The 23,519-nt window shown below is 62.0% G+C and carries 25 protein-coding genes; 3 read left to right on the top strand and 22 right to left on the bottom strand.

Translation table 11 applies throughout. The features are described 5' to 3' along the window. Positions 1-138: 138 nt before the first annotated feature. Genes ntrC through dusB form a run of 3 tightly spaced genes read right to left on the bottom strand, consistent with a single transcriptional unit; the run spans position 139 to position 3,736 of the window. On the bottom strand, positions 139-1,590 hold the full coding sequence (gene ntrC / locus J5286_RS10995; RefSeq protein WP_209190363.1) for a nitrogen regulation protein NR(I): 1,452 nt from the start codon (positions 1,588-1,590) through the stop codon (positions 139-141). Next, entirely contained in the window at positions 1,587-2,738 is a 1,152-nt protein-coding gene (locus J5286_RS10990; protein ID WP_018899973.1) for a two-component system sensor histidine kinase NtrB, read from the bottom strand. The genes ntrC and J5286_RS10990 overlap by 4 nt, the downstream gene beginning before the upstream one ends. After that, positions 2,735-3,736: a tRNA dihydrouridine synthase DusB gene (gene dusB / locus J5286_RS10985; RefSeq protein ID WP_280638466.1), complete on the bottom strand. Its 1,002-nt coding sequence runs from the start codon at positions 3,734-3,736 to the stop codon at positions 2,735-2,737. Before dusB ends, J5286_RS10990 begins: the two co-directional genes overlap by 4 nt. Positions 3,737-3,898: 162 nt before the next feature. Here dusB and J5286_RS10980 point away from each other — a divergent pair, with 162 nt between their 5' ends. After that, positions 3,899-5,119, top strand: a complete 1,221-nt coding sequence (locus J5286_RS10980; protein WP_209190362.1) for a bifunctional 2-C-methyl-D-erythritol 4-phosphate cytidylyltransferase/2-C-methyl-D-erythritol 2,4-cyclodiphosphate synthase — start codon at positions 3,899-3,901, stop codon at positions 5,117-5,119. Beyond that, complete coding sequence (locus tag J5286_RS10975; RefSeq protein ID WP_209190361.1) at positions 5,116-5,616, top strand: CinA family protein; 501 nt, start codon at positions 5,116-5,118, stop codon at positions 5,614-5,616. The genes J5286_RS10980 and J5286_RS10975 overlap by 4 nt, the downstream gene beginning before the upstream one ends. A gap of 6 nt (positions 5,617-5,622) precedes the next feature. Here the strand turns inward: J5286_RS10975 and J5286_RS10970 are convergent, their stop codons facing one another. The 18 genes from J5286_RS10970 to J5286_RS10885 form a co-directional block, all read right to left on the bottom strand. Then, positions 5,623-6,066, bottom strand: coding sequence for a type II toxin-antitoxin system RatA family toxin (locus tag J5286_RS10970; protein WP_018899977.1), 444 nt, complete (start codon positions 6,064-6,066; stop codon positions 5,623-5,625). 9 nt (positions 6,067-6,075) lie between these two features. Beyond that, on the bottom strand, positions 6,076-6,645 hold the full coding sequence (locus J5286_RS10965) for a P-loop NTPase family protein (protein ID WP_209190360.1): 570 nt from the start codon (positions 6,643-6,645) through the stop codon (positions 6,076-6,078). 43 nt (positions 6,646-6,688) lie between these two features. After that, positions 6,689-7,276: a P-loop NTPase family protein gene (locus tag J5286_RS10960; protein WP_209190395.1), complete on the bottom strand. Its 588-nt coding sequence runs from the start codon at positions 7,274-7,276 to the stop codon at positions 6,689-6,691. Between the two features lie 32 nt (positions 7,277-7,308). After that, positions 7,309-7,605, bottom strand: a complete 297-nt coding sequence (locus J5286_RS10955; RefSeq protein ID WP_037178042.1) for a HigA family addiction module antitoxin — start codon at positions 7,603-7,605, stop codon at positions 7,309-7,311. Positions 7,606-7,614: 9 nt separating this feature from the next. Next, complete coding sequence (locus J5286_RS10950; protein ID WP_209190359.1) at positions 7,615-7,896, bottom strand: type II toxin-antitoxin system RelE/ParE family toxin; 282 nt, start codon at positions 7,894-7,896, stop codon at positions 7,615-7,617. Positions 7,897-7,950: 54 nt separating this feature from the next. After that, on the bottom strand, positions 7,951-8,925 hold the full coding sequence (lipA, locus tag J5286_RS10945; RefSeq protein WP_037178038.1) for a lipoyl synthase: 975 nt from the start codon (positions 8,923-8,925) through the stop codon (positions 7,951-7,953). 39 nt (positions 8,926-8,964) lie between these two features. Next, entirely contained in the window at positions 8,965-9,213 is a 249-nt protein-coding gene (locus J5286_RS10940) for a GlsB/YeaQ/YmgE family stress response membrane protein (RefSeq protein WP_209190358.1), read from the bottom strand. A gap of 14 nt (positions 9,214-9,227) precedes the next feature. After that, on the bottom strand, positions 9,228-9,482 hold the full coding sequence (locus J5286_RS10935; protein ID WP_047510255.1) for a GlsB/YeaQ/YmgE family stress response membrane protein: 255 nt from the start codon (positions 9,480-9,482) through the stop codon (positions 9,228-9,230). 76 nt (positions 9,483-9,558) lie between these two features. Continuing rightward, positions 9,559-11,004: a dihydrolipoyl dehydrogenase gene (gene lpdA, locus J5286_RS10930; RefSeq protein WP_209190357.1), complete on the bottom strand. Its 1,446-nt coding sequence runs from the start codon at positions 11,002-11,004 to the stop codon at positions 9,559-9,561. 15 nt (positions 11,005-11,019) lie between these two features. Then, on the bottom strand, positions 11,020-11,601 hold the full coding sequence (locus tag J5286_RS10925; RefSeq protein WP_209190356.1) for a GNAT family N-acetyltransferase: 582 nt from the start codon (positions 11,599-11,601) through the stop codon (positions 11,020-11,022). 2 nt (positions 11,602-11,603) lie between these two features. Further along, positions 11,604-12,245, bottom strand: coding sequence for an SGNH/GDSL hydrolase family protein (locus tag J5286_RS10920; RefSeq protein WP_113012001.1), 642 nt, complete (start codon positions 12,243-12,245; stop codon positions 11,604-11,606). Positions 12,246-12,264: 19 nt separating this feature from the next. Then, on the bottom strand, positions 12,265-13,611 hold the full coding sequence (locus tag J5286_RS10915) for a pyruvate dehydrogenase complex dihydrolipoamide acetyltransferase (RefSeq protein ID WP_209190355.1): 1,347 nt from the start codon (positions 13,609-13,611) through the stop codon (positions 12,265-12,267). An 18-nt stretch (positions 13,612-13,629) separates the two neighbouring features. After that, positions 13,630-15,012, bottom strand: coding sequence for a pyruvate dehydrogenase complex E1 component subunit beta (locus J5286_RS10910; RefSeq protein WP_037178027.1), 1,383 nt, complete (start codon positions 15,010-15,012; stop codon positions 13,630-13,632). 17 nt (positions 15,013-15,029) lie between these two features. Further along, the gene (gene pdhA, locus J5286_RS10905) at positions 15,030-16,076 is read right to left on the bottom strand and encodes a pyruvate dehydrogenase (acetyl-transferring) E1 component subunit alpha (RefSeq protein WP_018899990.1); all 1,047 of its coding nucleotides are present in this window, start codon (positions 16,074-16,076) and stop codon (positions 15,030-15,032) included. 146 nt (positions 16,077-16,222) lie between these two features. Beyond that, the gene (locus tag J5286_RS10900) at positions 16,223-16,543 is read right to left on the bottom strand and encodes an FtsB family cell division protein (protein ID WP_209190394.1); all 321 of its coding nucleotides are present in this window, start codon (positions 16,541-16,543) and stop codon (positions 16,223-16,225) included. Positions 16,544-16,698: 155 nt separating this feature from the next. Beyond that, on the bottom strand, positions 16,699-17,973 hold the full coding sequence (gene eno / locus J5286_RS10895; protein ID WP_065694334.1) for a phosphopyruvate hydratase: 1,275 nt from the start codon (positions 17,971-17,973) through the stop codon (positions 16,699-16,701). A gap of 165 nt (positions 17,974-18,138) precedes the next feature. After that, positions 18,139-18,981, bottom strand: coding sequence for a 3-deoxy-8-phosphooctulonate synthase (kdsA, locus tag J5286_RS10890; RefSeq protein ID WP_018899993.1), 843 nt, complete (start codon positions 18,979-18,981; stop codon positions 18,139-18,141). Continuing rightward, the gene (locus tag J5286_RS10885) at positions 18,978-19,862 is read right to left on the bottom strand and encodes a VOC family protein (protein WP_209190354.1); all 885 of its coding nucleotides are present in this window, start codon (positions 19,860-19,862) and stop codon (positions 18,978-18,980) included. Before J5286_RS10885 ends, kdsA begins: the two co-directional genes overlap by 4 nt. A gap of 199 nt (positions 19,863-20,061) precedes the next feature. Between J5286_RS10885 and lexA the strand changes: the two genes are divergently transcribed. Next, positions 20,062-20,787 (top strand): transcriptional repressor LexA, encoded by a 726-nt coding sequence (lexA, locus tag J5286_RS10880; RefSeq protein WP_209190353.1) that lies wholly within the window; start codon positions 20,062-20,064, stop codon positions 20,785-20,787. On the opposite strand, the gene J5286_RS10875 is transcribed toward lexA, so the two are convergent. Beyond that, complete coding sequence (locus J5286_RS10875) at positions 20,781-23,228, bottom strand: ComEC/Rec2 family competence protein (RefSeq protein ID WP_449089385.1); 2,448 nt, start codon at positions 23,226-23,228, stop codon at positions 20,781-20,783. The genes lexA and J5286_RS10875 overlap by 7 nt on opposite strands. Between the last annotated feature and the right edge of the window lie 291 nt (positions 23,229-23,519).

Genomic DNA, 23,519 nt, shown 5'->3' with positions numbered 1-23,519 from the left:
TCCCGCTCGTCCATCGTCGAGCCGGATCTTCGGACGCAGAACTGACCGCAGGAACACAAACCCCTTGCGTGACTTATTGGCAACGCAATGTGGCGAAAATGCAACGCATCACGTCACATTGTCAAGCGTTGCAGGGCGTCAAGCGGTGCGGGAGCTTCGGTAGACCGATACGCCGAGTTCGCGGATCTTCTTGCGCAGGGTATTGCGGTTGAGACCGAGCAGATCGGCGGCCTTGATCTGGTTGCCGCGCGTGGCCGTCAGCGCTGCCAGGATGAGAGGATACTCCATCTCGGTCAAAACGCGGTCATAAAGGCCCGGAGGCGGCAGGTTATCGCCGAAAGTCGCGAAATAGGACCGCATGTTTTCTTCGACGGCCTGGGCAATGGTCATGTTGCCATTGCGGATCGGACCCTTCTCGATCGGGCTGTCCGGCACATCGGACCGCAGCTCGGATTCGATGATTTCGCGGGTGATCACATCCTGTGGATAAAGTGCCATCAGACGGCGGATGAGGTTCTCCAGCTCGCGCACGTTGCCCGGCCAGGCGTAAGCCTTCATCAGATCGAGCGCTTCCTGATCGAGGCGCTTGGTGCCGAGGCCTTCCTTCTCCGCCTGCTGGACGAAGTGACGGACGAGATCGGGGATATCTTCAGCGCGGTCGCGCAGCGGCGGCAGGCGCAGCGGCACGACGTTGAGGCGGTAGTACAAGTCTTCGCGGAAGAGGCCCTGGTTGATCGCCTGCTTCAGATCCTTGTTGGTGGCGGCGACGATGCGCACGTCGGTGCGGATCGGGGTGCGACCGCCGACGGTGGTGTATTCGCCCTGCTGCAGCACGCGCAGCAGGCGCGTCTGCGCATCCATCGGCATGTCACCGATTTCGTCGAGGAACAGCGTGCCGCCCTCGGCCTGCTCGAAGCGGCCGGTGGAGCGGGTCTGGGCGCCGGTGAAGGCACCCTTCTCATGGCCGAACAGCTCGGATTCGATCAGATCGCGCGGGATCGCAGCCATGTTGATCGCGACGAAGGGACCGTTGCGGCGCTTGCCGTAGTCGTGCAGCGCGCGGGCGACCAGTTCCTTGCCGGTGCCGGATTCGCCGGTGATCATCAGCGTCAGGTCGGTCAACATCAGACGCGCCAGGACGCGATAGATTTCCTGCATGGCGGCCGAGCGGCCAACCAGCGGCATGCCGTCCTGCACGTCATCTTCGACCTTGGCCGGCTTGCGCTTCGGTTCGGACAGCGCTCGGCCGATGATGCCGATCAGCTCGGTGAGATCGAAGGGCTTGGGCAGATAGTCGTAGGCGCCCTTCTCTGAGGCTTTGATCGCCGTCATGAAGGTGTTCTGCGCGCTCATGACCAGCACCGGAAGATCCGGGCGGGCCTTCTTGATGCGCGGCAGCAGGTCGAAGGCATTCTCGTCGGGCATCACGACGTCGGTGACCACGAGGTCGCCCTCGCCCGCCGAAACCCAGCGCCACAGTGTGGCTGCGTTCGAGGTGATACGCACGTCATATCCGGCGCGGCTCAAGGCCTGATTAAGCACCGTACGAATTGCCGCATCATCATCCGCGACGAGGATCGTTGCTGTCATCGAGAAGGTCCTGTGGGGGTTATGGTTGCGTCCTCAAGCGATGCGTCCTTGGAGGCAGGCATGAGCACGCGGAATGTGGTTTTGTTGGTCTGGCTGTCGCATTCGATGATGCCGCCATGATCACCGATGATCTTGGCCACCAGCGCAAGGCCGAGGCCGCTGCCGTTGGTCTTGGTGGTGATGAAGGGATCGAACAGATGCGGCAGGAGATCGGACGGCACGCCAGGGCCGTTGTCCTGCACGCAGAACTCCAGCGGCAGCGAGATCTTCTCGCGCGTTCCCGCGACAGAGAGGCGGATGCCGGGACGATAGGCGGTCGTCAGCACGACTTCGCCATCCGGGCGGTCGCCGATCGCCTCGGCAGCGTTCTTCACGAGATTGAGGAAGACCTGCACCAGCTGGTCGCGGTTGGCGTAGACCGATGGCAGCGAGGGGTCGTAGTTCTCGGTGATCTTGATGTGACGCGCAAAGCCCGCCTTGGCGACTGCCTTCACATGATCGAGCACGGAGTGGATGTTCACGGGCACGCGGTCGACGGGGCGCTCGTCGGAGAAGACTTCCATGCGGTCGACCAGCGAAACGATGCGGTCGGTTTCGTCGCAGATCAGCCGGGTCAACGCGCGGTCGTCGTCGGTTGCCGAGTGCTCGAGCAGCTGCGCGGCGCCGCGAATGCCGGAGAGCGGGTTCTTGATCTCGTGCGCCAGCATGGACGCGAGACCGGTGACCGAACGGGCGGCGGCGCGATGCGTCAGCTGCCGGTCGATCTTGTCGGCCATCGAGCGTTCCTGGAAGACTATGACGACGGAGCCTGGCTCGCTTGTCACCGGCGCCACGTAGATGTCGACGAGCTTGTCCTGGCCAAGCCTTGGCGAGCTTAGATCGACGCGATACTCGTTGATCGGCGCGCGGCGTTCGCGCACCTGGTCGATCAGCGCCAGAAGCGGGCTGCCGAAGGGAATGAAGGTCGAGATCTTGTAGCGCGCCAGATGCGAGGCGCTGGCCCCGAAGAAGGCTTCCGCCTCCCAGTTGGCAAAGGCGACAAGCCCAGCATCATCGACCATGATGACGGGGTTCTGGATGGCGTTGAGAACGGCCATGGCGACGGCACTGCCGGCATGGGCAGATGATAGCGACGCGTCGTTTGTCATGCAGCCTCCCGGGCATCTGTATTGTCTGCCGCCGCGACCAGGGCATCGTGGAATCGTTGCGAGACCTCGCGTGGGTCGCGTGCGGTCATGATCGCCGCCTTGTCGTTTGCCGACACCGACGGTGCGAAGCGCTCCATATACCAGCCGAGATGCTTGCGAGCATGACGAACGCCGACCGCTTCCCCGTAAAAATCGAGCATCATGCGATAATGTTCGACGGCGATATCGGCGATCTCCCATGGCTGAGGCGCATCGGCTCCGGCGAGCACGCCGGCATGCCACGGGCGCCCCTGGCAGCCACGGCCGATCATAACGGCATCGGCGCCCGAGCGGCGCAGGATTTCATGGGCATCCTCGACCGTTTCGACGTCGCCATTGGCGACCAGCGGGATGGTGAGGACATCGCGCACGGCGCGGATCGCGTCCCAATCGGCGTGTCCTTCGTAAAACTGCATGCGCGTACGGCCGTGGATCGTGACCAGTTGAACGCCGGCGTCTTCGGCACGCTTTGCGATTTCGGGGGCGTTGATCGAATTCTCGTCCCAGCCAAGCCGCATCTTGAGCGTGACGGGAACATCGACCGCCTTGACTGTCGCCTCGATCAGGCCGAGCGCGTGGTCGGGATCACGCATCAGCGCCGAGCCGGAATAGCCGCCGATCACCTTCTTGGCCGGGCATCCCATGTTGATATCGATGATATCGGCACCGTGATCGGCGGCGATCTTCGCGCCTTCCGCCATCCAGTGCGCTTCGCGGCCGGCAAGCTGCACCATGTGCGGATTGAAGCCCGCGGTCTTCAGTCGCGCCCAGGATTGTTCGGTGTCGTTGACGAGTTCGCGGCTTGCCACCATCTCGGTCACCACCAGTCCCGCGCCGTGGCGCCAGGCCAATTGACGGAACGGCATATCGGTGACGCCGGACATGGGGGCCAGCACGATACGGTTGCGCACCGCAACGGTTCCGATGCACAAAGGAGATGCGAGGTGTATGTCAGACAACTGATTATCTTTCAGGCACGCTAAGCAGGTGCACTATTTTTAGACAGATTTAAAAGACTTGCCAAGGGGGAAGTGCCCGAATTGATATTTTTCGGGCAGATGCTGGAATTCGGTGCGCCAAGCCGTTAGAGCACCTCCAGAAATTCTGCTTTTTGGGGATTTATGCCGCAAATGCATCAAAAGCAACCGATATCGATCGGAATTATCGTGGTGGCCGCAGGCCGGGGCGAGCGCGCTGGCGCATCCGTTGAAGGCCCAAAGCAATATCGCCGGATCGGTGGCCGGCCCGTCATTGCCCACACGCTCGAACTTTTTGCGACATGGCATCGGGCGACCGAGATCGTCGCGGTGATTCACGCCGATGACGAAGCTCTGTTTGCGAAGGCAACCGCTGGTGTCACCTCCAAGCTGCCAATCGCGACTGTCCATGGCGGCTCGACGCGCCAACAATCGGTGCTCGCAGGTCTTCGGCATCTGAAGGACAAGGGGATCACCCATGTCCTGATCCACGACGCCGTGCGGCCATTCTTCGATCACGATCTGCTCGACCGCGTCGCGGCCACCCTAGCTGAGGGCGCGCCTGCCGTGCTGCCAGCCATGCCGGTTGCTGATACGCTGAAGCGCGCCGATCAATCCGACATCGTGGTCGAGACCGTGCCCCGCGCGCAGCTCTTTGCCGCGCAGACACCGCAATCCTTCGACTTCGGCATCATCCTTGCAGCGCATGAGAAGGCGGCGGCTGCCGATCGCAACGATTTTACCGACGATGCGGCAATCGCCGAATGGGCCGGCCACCCCGTGACCATCGTCGAAGGCATGGCCGACAATGTAAAACTGACAGTGAGGCGTGATATCGCAATGGCGGACCAGAGACTTTCCAGCACACGCCTTCCCGATGTGCGCACAGGCAACGGCTACGACGTGCACCAACTCGAGGCCGGCGATGGCGTGACGCTCTGCGGCGTTTTCATTCCGCACGACCAGAAGCTCAAGGGCCACTCAGACGCCGACGTCGCGCTGCACGCGCTGACGGACGCGCTGCTTGCCACCTGCGGCGCCGGCGATATCGGCGACCACTTCCCGCCGTCGGACCCGCAATGGAAGGGCGCTCCATCTCGCATCTTCATCGAGCATGCGGCCACGATCGTTCGCGAGCGCGGCGGCACCATCATGAACGCCGACGTGACGCTGATTGCCGAAGCGCCGAAGGTCGGGCCGCACCGCGACACGATGCGCGCCATGCTTTCGGAGTTCCTCGGCATCACGATCGACCGCTGCTCGGTCAAGGCGACGACCAACGAGACCATCGGCTTCGTCGGCCGCCGCGAGGGGATCGCCGCAATCGCCACAGCGACCGTCGTCTATCAGGAGATCAGCCAATGAGCCTCTTTCCCGCCGATATCCTGTCCGAGGCCGAAGCCATCATCAGGACACTGGGAGCGGCGGGATTGATGGTTTCGACGGCGGAATCATGCACCGGCGGGCTGATTGCCGGCGCGCTCACAGAAATTGCCGGCTCGTCGGCGGTCGTCGACCGTGGCTTCGTCACCTATACGAACACCGCGAAGATGGAAATGCTGGGCGTTCAGGAAGCGACGCTTGCGCGTTTCGGCGCGGTATCGGAAGAGACGGCGCGGCAGATGGTACATGGCGCCCTCTTCCGCTCGCGCGCATCGATCGCCGTTGCCGTCACGGGCATTGCCGGGCCAGGCGGTGGATCGGCGGAAAAGCCCGTTGGCCTCGTGCACCTCGCCGCCAAGTCACGGCACGGTGACCTCATCCACAACAGGATGCTTTATGGCGATATCGGCCGCGGCGAGGTTCGTCTCGCCACCGTCAGGACGGCGCTGGCGATGATCCGGCAGCTCGGGCCGCAGTAAGCTGGATCAACTGTAGATCTTGCCGGCGCGCGTTTCGAAAGCTTCGGTGAACATCCGGAAGGCGCGGTCGAACATCGAGCCCATAAGAGCGCCGAGGATGCGGCTCTTGAACTCGTAATCGATGAAGAAATGCACGTTGGAGCCCGACGCGGTGTCCTCGAAGCGCCAGCGATTGTCGAGATACTTGAAGGGGCCGTCGATGTATTTGACGTCGATGACGCGCTCGGCCTTGTTGAGCAGCACCTGCGTCGTGAAGGTCTCGCGGATCGCCTTGTAACCGACCGTCATGTCGGCGATGAGCAGGACCTTGCCATCGCGCTCCTTGCGGCTGCGGATCGCAAGCCCCTCGCAGAGCGGCAGAAATTGCGGGTATTTCTCGACATCGGCAACGAGATCGAACATCTGGTCTGCGGAATGCGGGACGGGGCGGTGCGTTTCGAACTGAGGCATGACCGGCAGTTAAGCGGGCGCGCCGAGAAGATCAAGAAGGCGGCGCATGTCACGGTGCGATTTCAACTGAAGGACGGGCACATCGGGCTTGTATCGCTCAATGCCCGCGAGGATGAGCGGCGCCCACCGGCGCTCGAAATTCCAGATATAGGTCAGGAACTCACCATCCAGCCTTTCCGGGCAACCCGGCGCCATCTCCGGTCGCGCCCTGCCCCGCCAGCGAAGCCACCTCGTGGTGACACCGAGCAGGCAACGCCAGCGCGGCAGCCGAACCCAGAGCACCATATCGGTGCGCGGCATCCTGAGATCGAAGGTCGAGGCGCCGGTGCCGTCCATCAGCCACCGCTCCTCGGCGACAGCGTCCGCGATCATCGCGCGCTCCTCGGCCTTCGGCCTTCTCACCCAGCCGGGCAGCCAATAGAAGTCGCGGTCCATGGATATATGCTGCACACCGAGCAGCGCGCCGAGGCGTTTCGACAGCGTCGTCTTGCCGCCGCCGGAGCAGCCGATCACGAGAATACGGTCGGCGCGGCTGACGAGGTCCGCAGCACTGGTAATATCGGTGACGAAATTCGGCATGTCTTTCCCCTCCCGCAAGCAAAGACCGAATCAGGCTGTCATCCTAGCCGATGGCTTCGAGGCGCTGAAGCAGCCGTGCCATATGCGCCCTGCTCCTCAATTCGACAAGCGGGACGTCAGGCCCATGCAGGCGGATGCCTTCCATGAATTCGGGCACGTCGTCCCTCTCGAAATTCCAGACATAGGACATGAACTCCCGGTCCGGCCATTGTTCCAGGCATCCCGGGGCCATGTCGGGGCGCGTCCTGCCGCGATAGACGATGCCGCGCTTGAAGATGCTCCATAGGCAGAGCCAGCGCGACACCCTCACCCACAGGATCACATCGGCACGCGGCAGCCTGAGATCGAGCGTTCTTGGATTGTTGCCGTCGATGATCCAGCGGTCCTCGGCGACGATCCTGGCGATGATCTCGCGCTGTTCAGGCCTCGGCCTCGACACCCACCCCGGCAGCCAGAAGACCTCGCGGTCCATGGAGACGTAGCGGACGCCGAGAATGCGCGCGAGATTCTGCGCCAGCGTGCTCTTGCCGCCACCTGACGAGCCGAAGATGACGATGCGGTCGGCGCGCTTCAGGAATTCGGCGGCCTCACCGAGATCGGTGAGGTTCAGCCGATGCTTCGGTTGTTGCAACACGGTGGCCTCTTGTCTGATTGCGGGGAAGATCAGGCCGCCTGGACGGGTGTAATCCCGCTGAGATCGCCGGCGGCCCGTCGTGCGACCGCAAGGTCATAGGTGCGCTGCAGATTGAGCCAGAATTCCGGGCTATTGTTGAAATAGCGGGACAAACGCAACGCCGTGTCTGCGGTAATGCCGTTTTCGCCGCGCAGGACACGTTCGATCCGCGTGCGTGGAATTCCCATATCCTCCGCCGCCTTGTAGGCGGAGATGCCGTATTCCTTCAGAAAATCCTCCTTGAGGATTTCACCGGGATGGATGGGGTCGACAGGAATGATCTGCATCCGCATCTCCTAATGGTAGTCGCAGAATTCGACATGATCCGCATTGCCGTCTTTCCAGACGAAGCATATGCGCCACTGATCGTTGACACGGATGGAATGCTGGCCGGCTCGGCTACCCTTCAAGGCTTCAAGACGATTGCTTGGCGGAACACGCAAATCATCAAGGCTTATCGCAGCGTCGAGTGCCATCAACTTCCGTCGTGCCCGCTCAACGACATCCGCCGGGAAATGGCGAGCATCGCGTCGCAGGAAAAGGCCTTCAGTCTGCTTGTTGCGAAAGCCAACGATCATGCGATATCCGTATCGGAAAACGATACGGATATCAATATATCGTCGTTAGGCTGATTACTCCGCAGCCACCAGCAGCTTCTTCTCACGCGCAGCGCGCAGGCGGGCGAAGTCGTCGCCGGCGTGGTGCGAGGAGCGGGTCAGCGGGCTGGAGGCGACCATGAGGAAGCCCTTGGTGTAGGCGACCGTCTCGTAGGACTTGAATTCCTCGGGCGTAACGTAGCTCATGACCGCGTGGTGCTTGCGGGTGGGCTGCAGGTACTGGCCGATCGTCAGGAAGTCGACGTCGGCGACGCGCAGGTCGTCCATCAGCTGCAGCACTTCGTTGCGCTCCTCGCCGAGGCCAACCATGATGCCCGACTTGGTGAACATGGTCGGGTCCAGTTCCTTCACCCGCTGCAGCAGCCGAACGGAGTGGAAGTAGCGGGCGCCCGGGCGCACCGTCAGATAGTTGCCCGGAACGGTTTCCATGTTGTGGTTGAAGACGTCGGGCTTGGCGGCGACGACGCGCTCCAGCGCACCGGGCTTTTTCAGGAAGTCAGGCGTCAGGATTTCGATCGTGGTCGTCGGAGACGCGGCGCGGATCGCCCAGATCACCTTTTCGAAGTGCTCGGCGCCGCCGTCTTCCAGATCGTCGCGGTCGACTGACGTGATGACCACGTGGCTGAGGCCCATCTCCTTGACGGCCTTCGCCACGCTCTCGGGCTCGGCCATGTCGAGCGCGTTCGGCTTGCCGGTCGCGACGTTGCAGAAGGAACAGGCGCGCGTACAGATCTCGCCCATGATCATGAAGGTGGCGTGCTTCTTGTCCCAGCACTCGCCGATATTCGGGCAGCCGGCTTCCTCGCAGACGGTGACGAGCTTGTGCTCCTTCACGATCGAGCGGGTTTCGGCGTAGCCCTTGGAGGTCGGCGCCTTGACGCGGATCCAGTCCGGCTTGCGCATGACCTCGGTATCCGGGCGATGCGCCTTTTCCGGGTGCCGCACGCGCTTTTCAGCGTTTGGATTGATCCTGTCGAGAATAGTTACCATCAATAACCTGCCTTCAAACCGCCGAAACGGCCTCTTTCGTCAGCGTCTGACGAGTTTTGCCAGAAATAGCAAGATACAAGAGCCGATGAAACCCGTGACAAGGTAACCCAGCCAACCGCTGGCGACATAGATCCCGGCGCGGTTGAAGATCGCGCTGGCGATGACGGCACCCACGATGCCGATGACGATGTTCATCAAGACGCCGAAGCGTATGCCCATCAAAATGCCCGCGAGCCACCCCGCCAAGCCGCCGACGATGATCGCCGTAATCCAGCCCACACCTTCCATCCGGTCCTATCCCCTCAAGCTATCGCCCTTGCGATCAACACCACGATGATGGCGCCGACGGTGGCGTGAATGATCTGCACCACGATGGCGCTGTCTATGCCCAGGTTGATCCCCAGCGCGTTGAAGAGAAAGCCTCCGACGAACGCGCCGATGATGCCGCTGAGCAGGCACCGTATCAATCCGCCTCCGCCAACGATCAGGCTGGCGAGGAAGCCCGCGACCAGACCGATCAGGAGGAAGATGAGCAGTGCCTGCGTACCCATAGACATGATGATTTCCTTTCGCTTTTTCCAGTCCGCAATTGAACGTGGTTCAATCCGTCATAGAGAGCGGCGAAGAAAATTATCAAGCGTTGAGGACACGACCGTAAGCATCAAGAACCGCTTCCTTCATGGTTTCAGAAACCGTCGGATGCGGGAAGATGGTGTGCATCAGTTCTTCTTCGGTCGTCTCCAGGTTCATGGCGACCACGAAGCCCTGGATGAGTTCGGTGACTTCGGCGCCGACCATGTGCGCGCCGAGCAGCTCGCCGGTCTTCCTGTCGAAGATCACCTTGCAGAGACCCTGGTCTTCGCCGAGCGCGATCGCCTTGCCGTTGGCGGCAAAGGAGAAGCGACCAACGCGGATATCGCGGCCGGCTTCCTTGGCCTTGGCTTCGGTCAGACCGACGGAGGCGACCTGCGGGTGGCAGTAGGTGCAGCCCGGCACCTTGCCCTTGTCGGTGGCGTGAACGTTCGGCAGGCCGGCGATCTTTTCGACGCAGACGACGCCTTCGTGTTCGGCCTTGTGGGCAAGCATCGGCGGGCCGGCGACGTCGCCGATAGCGTAGATGCCGGCAACATTCGTCTTGCCGTAGCCGTCGATGACGACACAGCCGCGGTCGGTCTTGACGCCGACGGCTTCGAGGCCGAGATTTTCGATGTTGCCCTGGACACCTACGGCCGAGATCATGCGATCGGCGGTGATCTGCTGGACCTTGCCGTCAGCCGTCTCGACGTGCGCGGTCAGGCTATCTGCGGCCTTTTCAACCTTGGTGATCTTGGCGCTGGTCAGGATCTTCATGCCGCGCTTCTCAAGCTGCTTGCGCGCGATCGCGGTGACTTCGACGTCCTCGACCGGCATGATGGTCGGCATGACTTCGACGACGGTGACGTCGACGCCCATCGAGCGGTAGAAGCTTGCGAACTCGATGCCGATGGCGCCGGAGCCCATGACGATCAGCGACTTCGGCAGGGCAGCCGGCTTCATCGCTTCGAAATAGGTCCAAATCAGCTTGCCATCCGGCTCGATGCCCGGCAGCGCGCGCGGGCGGGCGCCGGTTGCGATGATGATGTGCTTGGCGTTGTAGGTGCCCTCGCCCTTGACGTTCTTCGGAACCGGGTTCTGCGGCTCGACGACGGGCTTGGAGGACTTGCCGACGACGATCTCGCCCGGCTTGGTGATCTTGGCTTCGCCCCAGATCACATCGACCTTGTTCTTCTTCATCAGGAAGCCGACGCCACCATTGAGACGCGCGGAGACACCGCGCGAGCGGGCGACAACAGCCTTCACATCGGCGCTCATCTTGCCTTCGAGAACGAGGCCGTAGTCCTTGGCGTGGCTGGCGTGATCGAGCACCTCGGCCGAGCGCAGCAGCGCCTTGGTCGGGATGCAGCCCCAGTTCAGGCAGATGCCGCCCAGGTGCTCGCGCTCGACGATCGCCGTCTTGAGACCGAGCTGGCTGGCGCGCACAGCGGCCACATAGCCGCCGGGACCCGAGCCGATGATGATGACGTCGTAATTCTCAGCCATGTTTTCCTGCCTTTGTTATCGGGCGTCGCGGGTGAGAAGCACCCACTCGTGTTTCCTGCTGCTTTCGAAAAGAGACATCGCCTTCTGGCGCGCCGCTTCCGAAAATCCATTCTTCTTGTAAAGCGACAGAGCCGCTTCATTGTCACTTGCGGTGATCAGACTGACCGGCAGCGTCCCTGCCCTGTCGATCTGATCCATCAGTATTTCCCTGCCGATCCCGATGCCGCGCAGATGGCTATAGACGCCGAGCGTTGCAATGAACCAGCTGCCTACAACCATCTTCTGCAGGTCGATCACCGGCTGCAAAGCCACGCGGTCGACCTCCATATTCTTTACGTCCTCGCCCAGCGCGTAGCCGATCGCCGCGCCCGCCGTCTCTCCGTAGGCTTCGGCCAGCACCGCGTGGCGCCATGTGCCGTAGCCTTCGTCCTGACGCATATTCAGCCGGCCAAGCTCCATCGGCGTATCGCTTCCGGTGCCGCCGAGCTCACCCAGCCAGAGCCAGGAGGCGAAGCCATGCGAGGCAATGTCCGAGAGGATCGCCAGTTCGGCCGCGTCATCCCGTGTGGCGGGACGCAGCGTCACGAAAGACGCCACCGTCAAAGCCCCAACATCATCCGCACGGTCGATTCCATGCCGCGCCCGAGAGCGCGGGTATTTTCGGCATCAAGATGGATGCCGTCGAGTGGCGTCGTCTTGGCGACCGAATTGCCGTCGAAGAAACCGCAGCCGAGTTCGTCGGCGAGATCCCGATAGAGCGTCGCCAGCATCGCCGATTCCTCGATGCCGCCGATGAAGGAGGCCGCGAAGGGCACGTTTGCCGTTTCGCAGATCCTCGGTGGCGCGACGATCAGGATATCCGGCACGTCGAAATCGAACGGCCAGGCGTGGTTGCGGATCAGCCTGACCAGCCGGGCTATGCCCTGGCAGGCGGCGAAGGCAGATCCGGCCACGACATTCTTCATGTCGTTGGTGCCGAGGAGAAGAATGACGAGATCGAGCGGCGCATGCGTCTGCAGGATGGTCGGCAGGATGCGGGCGCCGTTGCGGTCGCAATCGGCCAGATGGTCGTCGAAGGCGGTGGTACGCCCATTCAATCCTTCGGCGATGACCCGGACCTCGTTGCCGAGTGCAGCCTGAAGCGCACTCGGCCAACGATCCTTGTACTCATGACGACCGACGGAAGCGGCGTCATAACCCCAGGTCAGGCTGTCACCATAGCAAAGAACGGTCTTCGTCATTTCCGCCTCCGCCGTTTGATCAGACGAGCATGCCCATCGGGTTTTCGATGTAGCCCTTGAACGCCTGCAGCAACTCCGCGCCCAATGCGCCATCAACGCAGCGATGGTCGGTCGACAGTGTGACGGTCATCACGGTTGCGACCGCCAGCTGACCGTTCTTGACGACCGGGCGCTGCTCGCCCGCGCCGACCGCAAGGATCGTTGCGTGCGGCGGGTTGATGACGGCGGCGAAGTGCTTGACGCCCATCATGCCCATGTTGGAGACCGACGAGGTGCCGCCCTGATATTCCTCGGGCTTCAGCTTGCGGTCCTTGGCACGCTTGCCGAGGTCGCGCATCTCGTTGGAGATGGCCGACAGGGTCTTTTCCTCGGCTTTGCGGATGATCGGGGTGATCAGGCCGCCCGGGATCGAGACAGCAACGCCGACATCGGCGTGCTTGTGCTTGACCATGTTCGCTTCCGTCCAGGAGACGTTGGCATCCGGAACGTCGCGCAGCGCAAGCGCCATGGCCTTGATGACCATGTCGTTGACCGACAGCTTGTAGGCCGGCGCGCCCTCCTTGCGGGGAGCGGCGTCGTTGAGCTGGGCGCGCAGCGCCAGCAGCGCATCGAGCTCGCAATCGACGGTGACGTAGAAGTGCGGCACGGTCTGCTTGGATTCGACCAGGCGCTTGGCAATGACCTTGCGCATGCCGTCATGCGGCACGAGTTCGTAGGAACCCGGTTCGAACAGCTTGAGAACGGTCTCGTCGGATGCGCCCTTCGGCGCGGCGGCCGGAGTCGATGCGGCAGCCTGCGGAGCAGCGGCAGATGCAGCCTTTGCACCACCACCAGCGACGGCGGCCTCGACGTCGCTCTTGACGACGCGGCCATGCGGGCCGGAGCCAGCAACAGCCGACAGATCGATACCGGCTTCCTTCGCCAGACGACGCGCGAGCGGCGAGGAGAAGGTCCGGTTGCCCGTGGAAGCAGCGGCAGGCGCTGCTGCTGGTGCAGGAGCGGCCGCGGGGGCTGCGGCCGGAGCCGGAGCAGCTTCAGTCTTTGTCTCGGCCTTCGGCGCTTCAGCAGCCTTCGGTGCCGGAGCAGCGGAGCCAGCGCCGCTTGCAGCGGCAGCGACATCTTCGCCATCAGCAGCCAGAACGGCGATCAAGGCATTGACCTTGACGCCTTCGGTGCCGGCGGGGACGACGAGCTTGGCGACGACACCTTCGTCGACCGCTTCGACTTCCATCGTCGCCTTGTCGGTTTCGATCTCGGCGATGACATCGCCAGACTTAACCGTATCGCCTTCCTTGACCAGCCACTTGGCGAGGTTGCCCTCTTCCATGGTCGGAGACAGGGCAGGCATCGTGATGTTGATAGGCATCGAAATACCCTTCCCTTGTTACTTGTAGCAGACGGCTTTCACAGCCTGGACGACTTCGTCGACGCTTGGCAGCGCAAGCTTTTCGAGGTTGGCGGCGTAAGGCATCGGAACGTCCTTGCCGGCGATCGTCAGAACCGGCGCATCGAGGTAATCGAAAGCCTGCTGCATGACGCGGGTGGCGATTTCGGTGCCGACCGAGTTCTGCGGGTAGCCTTCCTCGACGGTGACGAGACGGCCGGTCTTCTTGACCGATTCGATCACGGTCGGCAGGTCCATCGGACGCAGCGTGCGAAGGTCGATCAGTTCGACGTCGATGCCGATCTTTTCGAGTTCGGCGACGGCCTTGGTGGCATAGGTCATGCCGATACCGAAGGAAACGATCGTGACGTCCTTGCCCTGACGGTGGATGCGGGCCTTGCCGATCGGAAGAACGAAGTCGTCCATCTTCGGCACGTCGAAGTGCTGACCGTAGAGGATTTCGTTTTCAAGGAAGACGACCGGGTTCGGATCGCGGATAGCAGCCTTGAGCAGGCCCTTGGCGTCGGATGCCGTGTAGGGCATGACAACCTTGAGGCCCGGGATCTGGCTGTACCAGGCCGAGTAATCCTGGCTGTGCTGGGCGCCAACGCGGGCAGCCGCACCGTTCGGGCCACGGAACACGATCGGAGCACCCATCTGGCCGCCGGACATGTAGAGCGTCTTGGCAGCGGAGTTGATGATCTGGTCGATCGCCTGCATGGCGAAGTTGAAGGTCATGAATTCGACGATCGGCTTCAGGCCGGACATCGCGGCACCAACGCCGACGCCGGCAAAGCCGTGCTCGGTGATCGGGGTGTCGATGACGCGGCGTGCGCCGAATTCCTGCAGCAGGCCCTGGGTCACCTTGTAGGCGCCCTGGTATTCGGCCACTTCCTCGCCCATGACGAAGACGTTGTCGTCGGCGCGCATTTCCTCGGCCATGGCGTCGCGAAGCGCTTCGCGAACGGTCATGGAGACCATTTCGGTGCCGGCGGGGATTTCAGGATCGTTCGGAACCTGAGCCTTGGGCTCGGCCGGAACCGGAGCGGCAGCAGCGGCAGGCGCTTCAGCGGCCTTCGGCGCCTCGGCGGCGGCCGGCGCGGCAGCAGCAGGTGCAGCCGAGATGTCGGATGCGGATTCGCCGTCCTGCAGGAGAACAGCGATCTTGGCGTTTACCTTGACGCCTTCGGTGCCGGCGGCAACGAGCAGCTTGCCGATGACGCCTTCGTCGACGGCTTCGACTTCCATCGTCGCCTTGTCGGTTTCGATTTCGGCAATGATGTCGCCGGAGGTGACCTTGTCACCTTCCTGCTTCAGCCACTTGGACAGCGTGCCTTCTTCCATCGTCGGAGAGAGGGCGGGCATGAGAATATCGATTGGCATGGGTCTACCCTCCCCGATTACAGCAGAATGTCGGTGTAGAGCTCGGATGCATCCGGCTCCGGTGCGGCCTGGGCGAAGTCGGCGCTATCGGCAACGATGTCGCGAACGTCCTTGTCGACCGCCTTGAGATCGTCCTCGCTGGCCCAGCCCTTTTCGATGAGGCGTGCCTTGACCTGTTCGATCGGATCCTGCTCGGAGCGCATCTTCTGCACTTCTTCCTTGGAGCGATACTTGGCCGGGTCGGACATGGAGTGGCCGCGATAGCGATAGGTCAGCATTTCGAGAATGATCGGACCCTTGCCGGAACGGCAATGTTCGAGCGCCTCATCGGCAGCAGCCTTGACGGCGCGAACATCCATGCCGTCGACCTGGACGCCGGGGATTCCGAAGCCGGAGCCGCGCAGCGAGTAATTCGACTGCGCCGTGGCGCGAGCCGTGGACGTGCCCATGGCGTAACGGTTGTTCTCGATGATGTAGATGATCGGGAGCTTCCAGAGAGCAGCCATGTTGAAGCTCTCGTAGACCTGGCCCTGGTTGGCAGCGCCGTCGCCGAAATAGGCGATCGAGACGCTGTCATTGCCACGGTAGCGGTTGGCGAAGGCGAGACCGGTGCCGAGCGACACCTGGGCGCCGACGATGCCGTGACCGCCGTAGAAATGCTTCTCCTTGGAGAACATGTGCATCGAGCCGCCCTTGCCACGGGAGTAGCCGTCGATGCGGCCGGTCAGCTCGGCCATGACGCCGCGCGCGGTCATGCCAGTTGCCAGCATGTGACCGTGGTCGCGGTAAGCGGTGATGACCTGGTCACCTTCCTTCTGCGCCATCTGCATGCCGACGACGACAGCTTCCTGGCCGATATAAAGGTGACAGAAACCGCCGATGAAGCCCATGCCGTAAAGCTGGCCCGCCTTCTCTTCGAAACGGCGGATGAGCAGCATTTCGCGATAGGCCTTGAGCTCTTCGTCACGATCGAAATCGGCCACCGGGCCACCATTCGATGCCTTGGCTGCAGGCTTTGCGCTTGTCTTACGGCTGGAAACGGTCGCGTTTTTTCGCGGAGCCATTCAACCCTCCCTATGGGTTTATCGGTTCTTGGGTGGTGCGCACCATAGGGAAGAAATTTCGCCACAGCAATGCCATAAATGCATGGCTCATATTCTGGCGTAAGCTGTTGATAAATATCAATTTATCTCGATTAACCTGAATTCGGTTAATTCGAATAGTGATTGAATATGACGATCTCGTCGGCGCGTGAGAAGTTTAGCTGAAGACGGGCCTTCTCGTCCAGCATGTCCTTATCCATGGAACCATCACTTAGGAGCGCTACCTGCTTTTCAAGGTGCTCGCGCTTATTTTTAAGGACGGCGAGCTCCCTTTCGCGCGCGACGCGCTGGCGCTCGAACACTTCCGTCGCGCGCAGGCCGTAGTCGCCATGGATGCAATGGTAGCCGAAGTAGGAGAGAAACGCGACAGTCATCGCCGGAATGACGAAACGGCCGATCTTTTTCTTCTTATGATGCTTGGTCCACATACACGCATTCTCGAAACGCATTACCCTTGACCAGAAGACTACCGGGCAGAGATTAACCGTCCGTTGACTATGAACGCGGCGCAAGAAAAAACCCGCGCCGGTTGGGGCGCGGGTTCCAAATGCTTGATTTCAGCCAGACTCTTGAATTCGGGCGATTAGCCGCGAAGGATCGAACGGCCGGCGTACTGGGCCTGCGGGCCGAGGCCTTCTTCGATGCGGATCAGCTGGTTGTACTTGGCAAGACGATCCGAACGCGACAGCGAACCGGTCTTGATCTGACCGCAGTTGGTCGCGACAGCGAGATCGGCGATCGTGCTGTCTTCGGTTTCGCCCGAACGGTGCGACATCACGGCGGTGTAGGCTGCCTTGTGCGCGGTGTTGACGGCGTCGAGCGTTTCCGTCAGCGAACCGATCTGGTTGACCTTGACGAGGATCGAGTTGGCGACGCCCATCTTGATGCCGTCGCGCAGGCGAGCAGAGTTGGTGACGAAGAGATCGTCGCCGACCAGCTGAACCTTCTTGCCGGCCAGATCCGTCAGAGCCTTCCAGCCATCCCAGTCGTCTTCCGCCATGCCGTCTTCGATCGAGATGATCGGGTACTGGGCAGCGAGCTGTGCCAGGTACTCGGCCATTGCGCCCGGCTCCAACGTGCGGCCTTCGCCTTCCAGAACGTACTTGCCGTCCTTGAAGAATTCGGTCGAGGCGCAGTCGAGGCCGAGGTGGATGTCTTCGCCAGGCTTGTAGCCGGCTTTCTCGATCGACTTCATGATGAAGTCGAGGGCTTCAGGAGCGCTCTTCAGGCCCGGTGCGAAGCCGCCTTCGTCGCCAACGTTGGTGTTGTGACCCTGAGCTGCCAGTTCCTTGCGGAGCGTGTGGAAGACTTCCGAGCCCATGCGAACAGCTTCGCGGATGGAATCAGCGCCAACCGGCAGGATCATGAATTCCTGAAAGTCGATCGGGTTGTCGGCATGCGCGCCGCCGTTGATGATGTTCATCATCGGAACCGGCAGCAAGTGAGCGGAGGCGCCACCAACGTAGCGATAGAGCGGCAGGCCGGCAGCTTCAGCGGCAGCCTTGGCGACAGCGAGCGAAACGCCGAGGATAGCGTTGGCGCCGAGGCGCGACTTGTTCGGCGTGCCGTCCAGCTCGATCATGATGTTGTCGATCTGGATCTGGTTTTCAGCGTCGATGCCGCCGATGGCGTCGAAGATTTCCGTGTTGGCGGCTTCGACGGCCTTTTCGACACCCTTGCCGAGATAACGCTTGCCACCATCGCGGAGTTCGACGGCTTCGTGCGCGCCGGTCGATGCGCCCGACGGAACGGCGGCGCGGCCCATGCTGCCATCTTCGAGATAGACATCGACTTCGACGGTGGGATTACCACGGCTGTCGAGAATCTCGCGGGCGATAATATCGGTAATAGCGGTCATCGGCTCTTCTCTGCTTGAGGGGTGGATAAATCGTTTGAAATTCGTCTTTAATCGAAGATGCGCAAATTACAATGCCGGTTTGGGGCAGTTTGGGACCCTTTTGCGCATGCTCCTCCACATTGTTCTTCGGTGGCCTAATACACGAACGTGTCAGTCTTTTGAACGTCAGCCCTTGGCGATGGCGTCGAAGGCCAGAAGCTTCTCAAGCAGGCGCGGCATGTCCTTGAGATAGACCATGTTCGGGCCATCCGACGGCGCATTGTCGGGATCTTCGTGCGTCTCGACGAACACACCGGCGACACCGACGGCGACAGCCGCACGCGCCAGCGTTTCCACGAATTCGCGCTGGCCGCCACTGGAGCCACCCTGCCCGCCCGGCTGCTGCACCGAATGGGTCGCATCGAAAACAACGGGCGCGCCCATGGCTTCCATGATGGGGAGCGAGCGCATGTCGGAGACCAGCGTGTTGTAGCCGAAGGAAGCGCCGCGTTCGCACAGCATGATGTTCGGGTTGCCGCTGGCATTCAGCTTGGCCAGCACGTTCTTCATGTCCCAGGGCGCCAGGAACTGGCCCTTCTTGACGTTGATGGCGCGGCCGGTCTTTGCGGCGGCGACCAGCAGGTCCGTCTGCCGGCTAAGGAAGGCCGGAATCTGCAGCACGTCGACGACAGTGGCGACTTCGGCGCACTGCTCTTCGGTGTGGATGTCGGTGAGAACGGGGAAGCCGTATTCCTTCTTCAGATCGGCGAACACTTCGAGCGCCGTTTCAAGCCCGATGCCGCGCTGGGCCGACAGTGATGTGCGGTTGGCCTTGTCGAAGGAGGACTTGTAGACAAGGCCGATGCCGAGCTTGTCGCAGAGCTCCTTCAGCGTGCCGGCGATCATGAAGGCATGGTCGCGGCTTTCCATCTGGCAGGGGCCTGCGATCAGCGACAGCTTGCCGGTGTTGGAAAACACCACACGGCCGGTGCCTTCGCCGACGGCCACTTCGGAATTGGTTTCAGTCATCGTTTCTCCTCGAAGGCGAAGAGCGCGCCCTGGCCGGGTGCGGCCTTCACCAGAATTCGATTGTTCTTGCGTGTATAGGTGATCCCGTTAGCAGCCAAATGCGCCTCTGTCACGGCGAGATCGGCAACGGAAAAGACAATCGCCGCGCCGCGCAGGCCGCGATCGGCCTTGGGCTCGGCGAGATCGTAGTAAGCGTTCAAGCCATCCGGGGACAGGATATTGATACGGGCGTTGCCGGCATCCAGGCTAACACCGAACGCCTCCTCGCGGGTCGCCTGCGCATCCGACGCCAGCTGCAACAGCGGCGCGAACGCCTTGGGGTCGGATGACGACAGCACGATCGACAGGATGCCCAACACACCGTTCGCATGCGTTTCCAAGGCCTTGCGGTCGCTTGGCAGCGGGTTGACGCGCTGGCAGGCGAAGAGGAAGAAATCGGGTGCGCGCAGATCGGCCGCGAAAGCCAGGCGGAACGCCGCGGTCGCCTCGGAACCGTCCGGCATTTTCATCTGCCGGGCGAATTGCAGCATCTCGCCGCCGCTCATGCCATCGGCAGTAAAGCGGGCGTGATCGCCATCAGCATCCGGCGTGCCGAAAACGATCGCCGACAGGCCGTCGTCACCGCAGCGGAAGCGAAAGGCGCGGTCGCGAGCGGTGAAGACGTTGCCGTCTCCTATGGCCGCCTCATAGGCCTCAAGGCTGGCGACGCCGAGCGGCTCTAGATAGGTTTTGTCGGCGAAGAAGACGCAGGCATTCTCGGTGCCGAATGGATGCCGCGCATCGGCGGCAACGGTGAAACCGAGCTTGCCCAGGCGCTCGCGCGCCATCTCGATGTTGACGACCGGCAGCACCACGTGGTCCAGAGGATGGGGGTCACTCATCGGCAAATCCTCCCGAGATCGGCAGAGATGTGCGCTGGCTTTCGCCACAATGCAAGAGGCGAGCGCGGTTTAATCGAATGAAGTGCAAAATCGCGACGATTCCGAGCCAAGTTTTACGAAAATTTAGGCACTTGCGGAACACATATGGAACATATAGTGTCCGTTCTGGCTTTGTTTCACGACTCTGGGGTTCATTTCGATGCTGACACGCAAGCAACAAGAACTGCTTCTGTTCATTCATGAGCGGATGAAAGAGTCGGGCGTTCCGCCATCCTTCGACGAAATGAAGGATGCACTCGATCTCGCATCAAAATCCGGCATTCACCGGCTGATCACCGCTCTGGAAGAGCGCGGCTTCATTCGCCGGCTTCCAAACCGGGCGCGCGCGCTTGAGGTCATCAAGCTGCCGGAAGCCTATAATCCAAGCCTGCAGCCGCGACGCGGCTTTTCGCCGAGCGTCATCGAGGGCAGCCTCGGCAAGCCGCAGCCGGTGGCCGCAGCCCCTGCCCCGAAGGCCGCGCCTAGCGCCGACAACGGCAACTCGGTTTCCGTTCCCGTCATGGGCCGCATCGCCGCCGGTGTGCCTATCTCTGCAATTCAGAACAACACGCACGACATCACCGTCCCCGCCGACATGATCGGCTCCGGCGAGCATTATGCGCTCGAGGTCAAGGGCGACTCGATGATCGAGGCCGGCATTTTCGACGGCGACACCGTCATCATCCGCAACGGCAACACCGCCAATCCCGGCGATATCGTCGTGGCGCTTGTCGATGATGAAGAGGCAACGCTGAAGCGCTTCCGCCGCAAGGGCGCGTCGATCGCGCTCGAAGCCGCCAACCCGGCTTATGAGACCCGCATTTTCGGGCCTGACCGCGTCAAGGTTCAGGGCAAGCTCGTCGGGCTTATTCGCCGGTATCACTGAGTGGTGACGTCACTAGTTGGTGACGAGCCATCGCTAAAGCTGTCGTTGCGCCAATCATAGGCGCGATGGCGCATCCAGGGACGGCCGAGGCTTTCATAGGCGGTCTTGACGACGGGGGTTCCCTGCTCGTCGATACGGATTTCGACGGCGCCTGACCGCCCAAGGGTTTCGCCGGTGAATAGCATAGCGCCGGAGCGGCATGTCGCTTGGCGCAGACGGACGGCCGTGATGACGATATCGGCCACGTCGCAGGCGGGACCGAGATAGGCGGCGTTTTCGAGCGTCGCGATGATGTAGCCGCTGCCGAGCGCCGTCACGCACCATGCGGTCTTGAGGCACTTGAAACCGCTGTCGTTTGTGGAAGCCGCTGCATCGCGCATCATGGCGCGGGTTTCGCGCTGTTGGTTCAGCGTCAATCGCGGCCTTGGCTCGCCCCTTTTAGGCACGGGCAACACCTCGCCGTCGAGGATATCGGGCGGCTTGTGGTCTTCGATGGCGAGCGCGCGCTGCCATTGCCCGAAGATGAAGTCGGGCGGCCGTTCGCGGTTGCTTGCGAGGCTGTCGCCCGTGACTGATGCCACGAGGCTTCCCTCCTCGGAGACGACGAGTTCGGGCGCCGGTGCGGCCGGGAACAGGACAACGACGAGCGTTGCAAGCGCGGCAACCGCAGCGCCGATCCATCGCAGGCGTGTGCGCATCAGCCCCCAGACGAGGAGGCCGAGCACGGCGATCGCGAAATACCATTCCGGGATCCGCCCGATATCGACACTGCCGCCCCAGCCGGACACCATCTTGGCGATGTCGATCACCAGATCCAGCCCGAAGCCAGCGACGCTCCACAGCGGCGCATCCAGGCCAAATGGCGTTGCCAACATCGCAAGCATTCCGAAGGGCATGACGATGAAGGAGATGACGGGCATGGCGAGAAGGTTTGCCGGAAGGCCGTAGCCGCTCAGCCGGTGAAAATGCTCGATCGAGAACAACGCCGTCGAGAAACCGCCGATCATCGAGGTCAGCGCGATGCCGCCGAAGAAGCGGAACGTGATCATGACCGGCTTTATCGCGGGATGCGTGAGGAAGATGCTCTCGCGGTGTCGCCTTCTGATCCAGACGGCAAAGCCTGCCACCAAGGCGAGCGTCGCGGCGTATGACATCTGGAAGCTGGGGCCCAGCACCTCGGATGGGGACATCAAGATGATCAGCAGCGCCGAGAGCGCGATGTTGCGCAGGCTAATCGAGGGGCGATCGAACAGCACCGCGACCAGCATGATCGCCATCATGATGAAGGCGCGCTCTGCGGAGACGGCGAAGCCGGAGATCATGTAATAGGCCGTCAGCGCCAGAAGCGCGCTGCCGGCGGCGAGCTTCTTGGTCGGGTAGGCCTGCGCGAAGCCGGGGAAGAGGCCGAAGAACAGCCGCAGCCCGACAAAGCAGATACCGGCCGACAGCGCCATGTTGAGACCCGAGATCGCGACGATATGCGCGAGGCCGGACTGGCGCAGCGCCTCCGTTGTCTCGTTGGAGATGGCACGTCTCTCGTCGGTGACCAGCGAGGCTGCGAAGGCGCCGGTATCGCCGGGCAGGATGCTCCGGATGCGGTCGCCGATGCTGCTGCGCAAACCGTAGAGCCATTCCATGGCGCGATCGACGGCTGAGAGATCAGCCACATCCGTCTGCGATGGGACAGGCTGCGGAATGCCGTAGAAGAAGCCGTTGGCACCGATGCCGTCGAAATAGGCAGAGAAGGCGAAATCGTTGAGTTCGGGCAATGCCGGTCCGGCCGGCGGCGTCAGGCGCACGCGACCGGTCAACCAGCCACCGACCCGGACGGGCTCGCCGGCACGCGCGACGAGCGAGACCTGCTGCGGCGGACGCTTGAGGCCCGGCTCGTCCGTGCGCGTTACCCTGACGATATAGCGCCAGCGCCCATTTTCATCTCCCTCGCGCCGTTCCACGCGGCCGGTTACAGTCGTCGTCACCGCTGTATCGAGAACGACGGTATCAGCGCGCCAGGTCTCGAGTTGCGCCACGAACATGCCGAGGACGACAAGCAGGCCTGATATCGCCACACGGCGGGTGGCAACGCGCGCAGCGCCTGCCGCGACGAAGACGAGACTAAACAGGATAGCCCAGGCAAGGAGCCGTGAGGGCGGGATATCGACGGCAAGACGAAACCAGCCGATGGCGCCAGCGCCGAGGAAGAGGGGTGAGGCCAGGAAAAAGCGGCCGTGGCCGAATTCGGTGCTGAACGCTTGTGCTGCGACGGCGGCCTGGCGGTGGATTTGGCGGCTCGCGCGACTCAGAAAACCTGACGTCGACTGCGTCAATGGCGCGCGCGTCATTATGGCACGGGCATTTCGCCCTGTTACGGCCGGCAAATTGGCAATTTGCGCCGCTTCGGGTGGTATCAAAACGACGTGACTGGCATTCAACTCCGGCATGCAACGACACCCGAAAGCCACCCTGACCTGCAGTCAGAATGCAGCTCGCGGAACCGAAACGCAACTATAATCGTTTGAATTCAAACGGGAAATAAAACCATCAAAAATGTCAGGTTTATCATTGACTTCCGCTATGCGGAGACGACATCGCTGGAGTGCTTAAAAGTTGATACTGCGATGCACAAAATGGCATCACGGTAACTTGGCATTAGGCGCGCGATCATATAGCTATCGCAGACGACGCTTAACCCTATGGCGCTTTTAAGGCGCCAACCGCCAGTTTGGAGGATC

This window comes from Rhizobium sp. 16-488-2b, assembly GCF_017741815.1.
Lineage (GTDB): Bacteria > Pseudomonadota > Alphaproteobacteria > Rhizobiales > Rhizobiaceae > Rhizobium.
The sequence above is the reverse complement of the archived record's forward strand: the minus strand, read 5'-3'. Positions and strand labels throughout refer to the sequence as shown.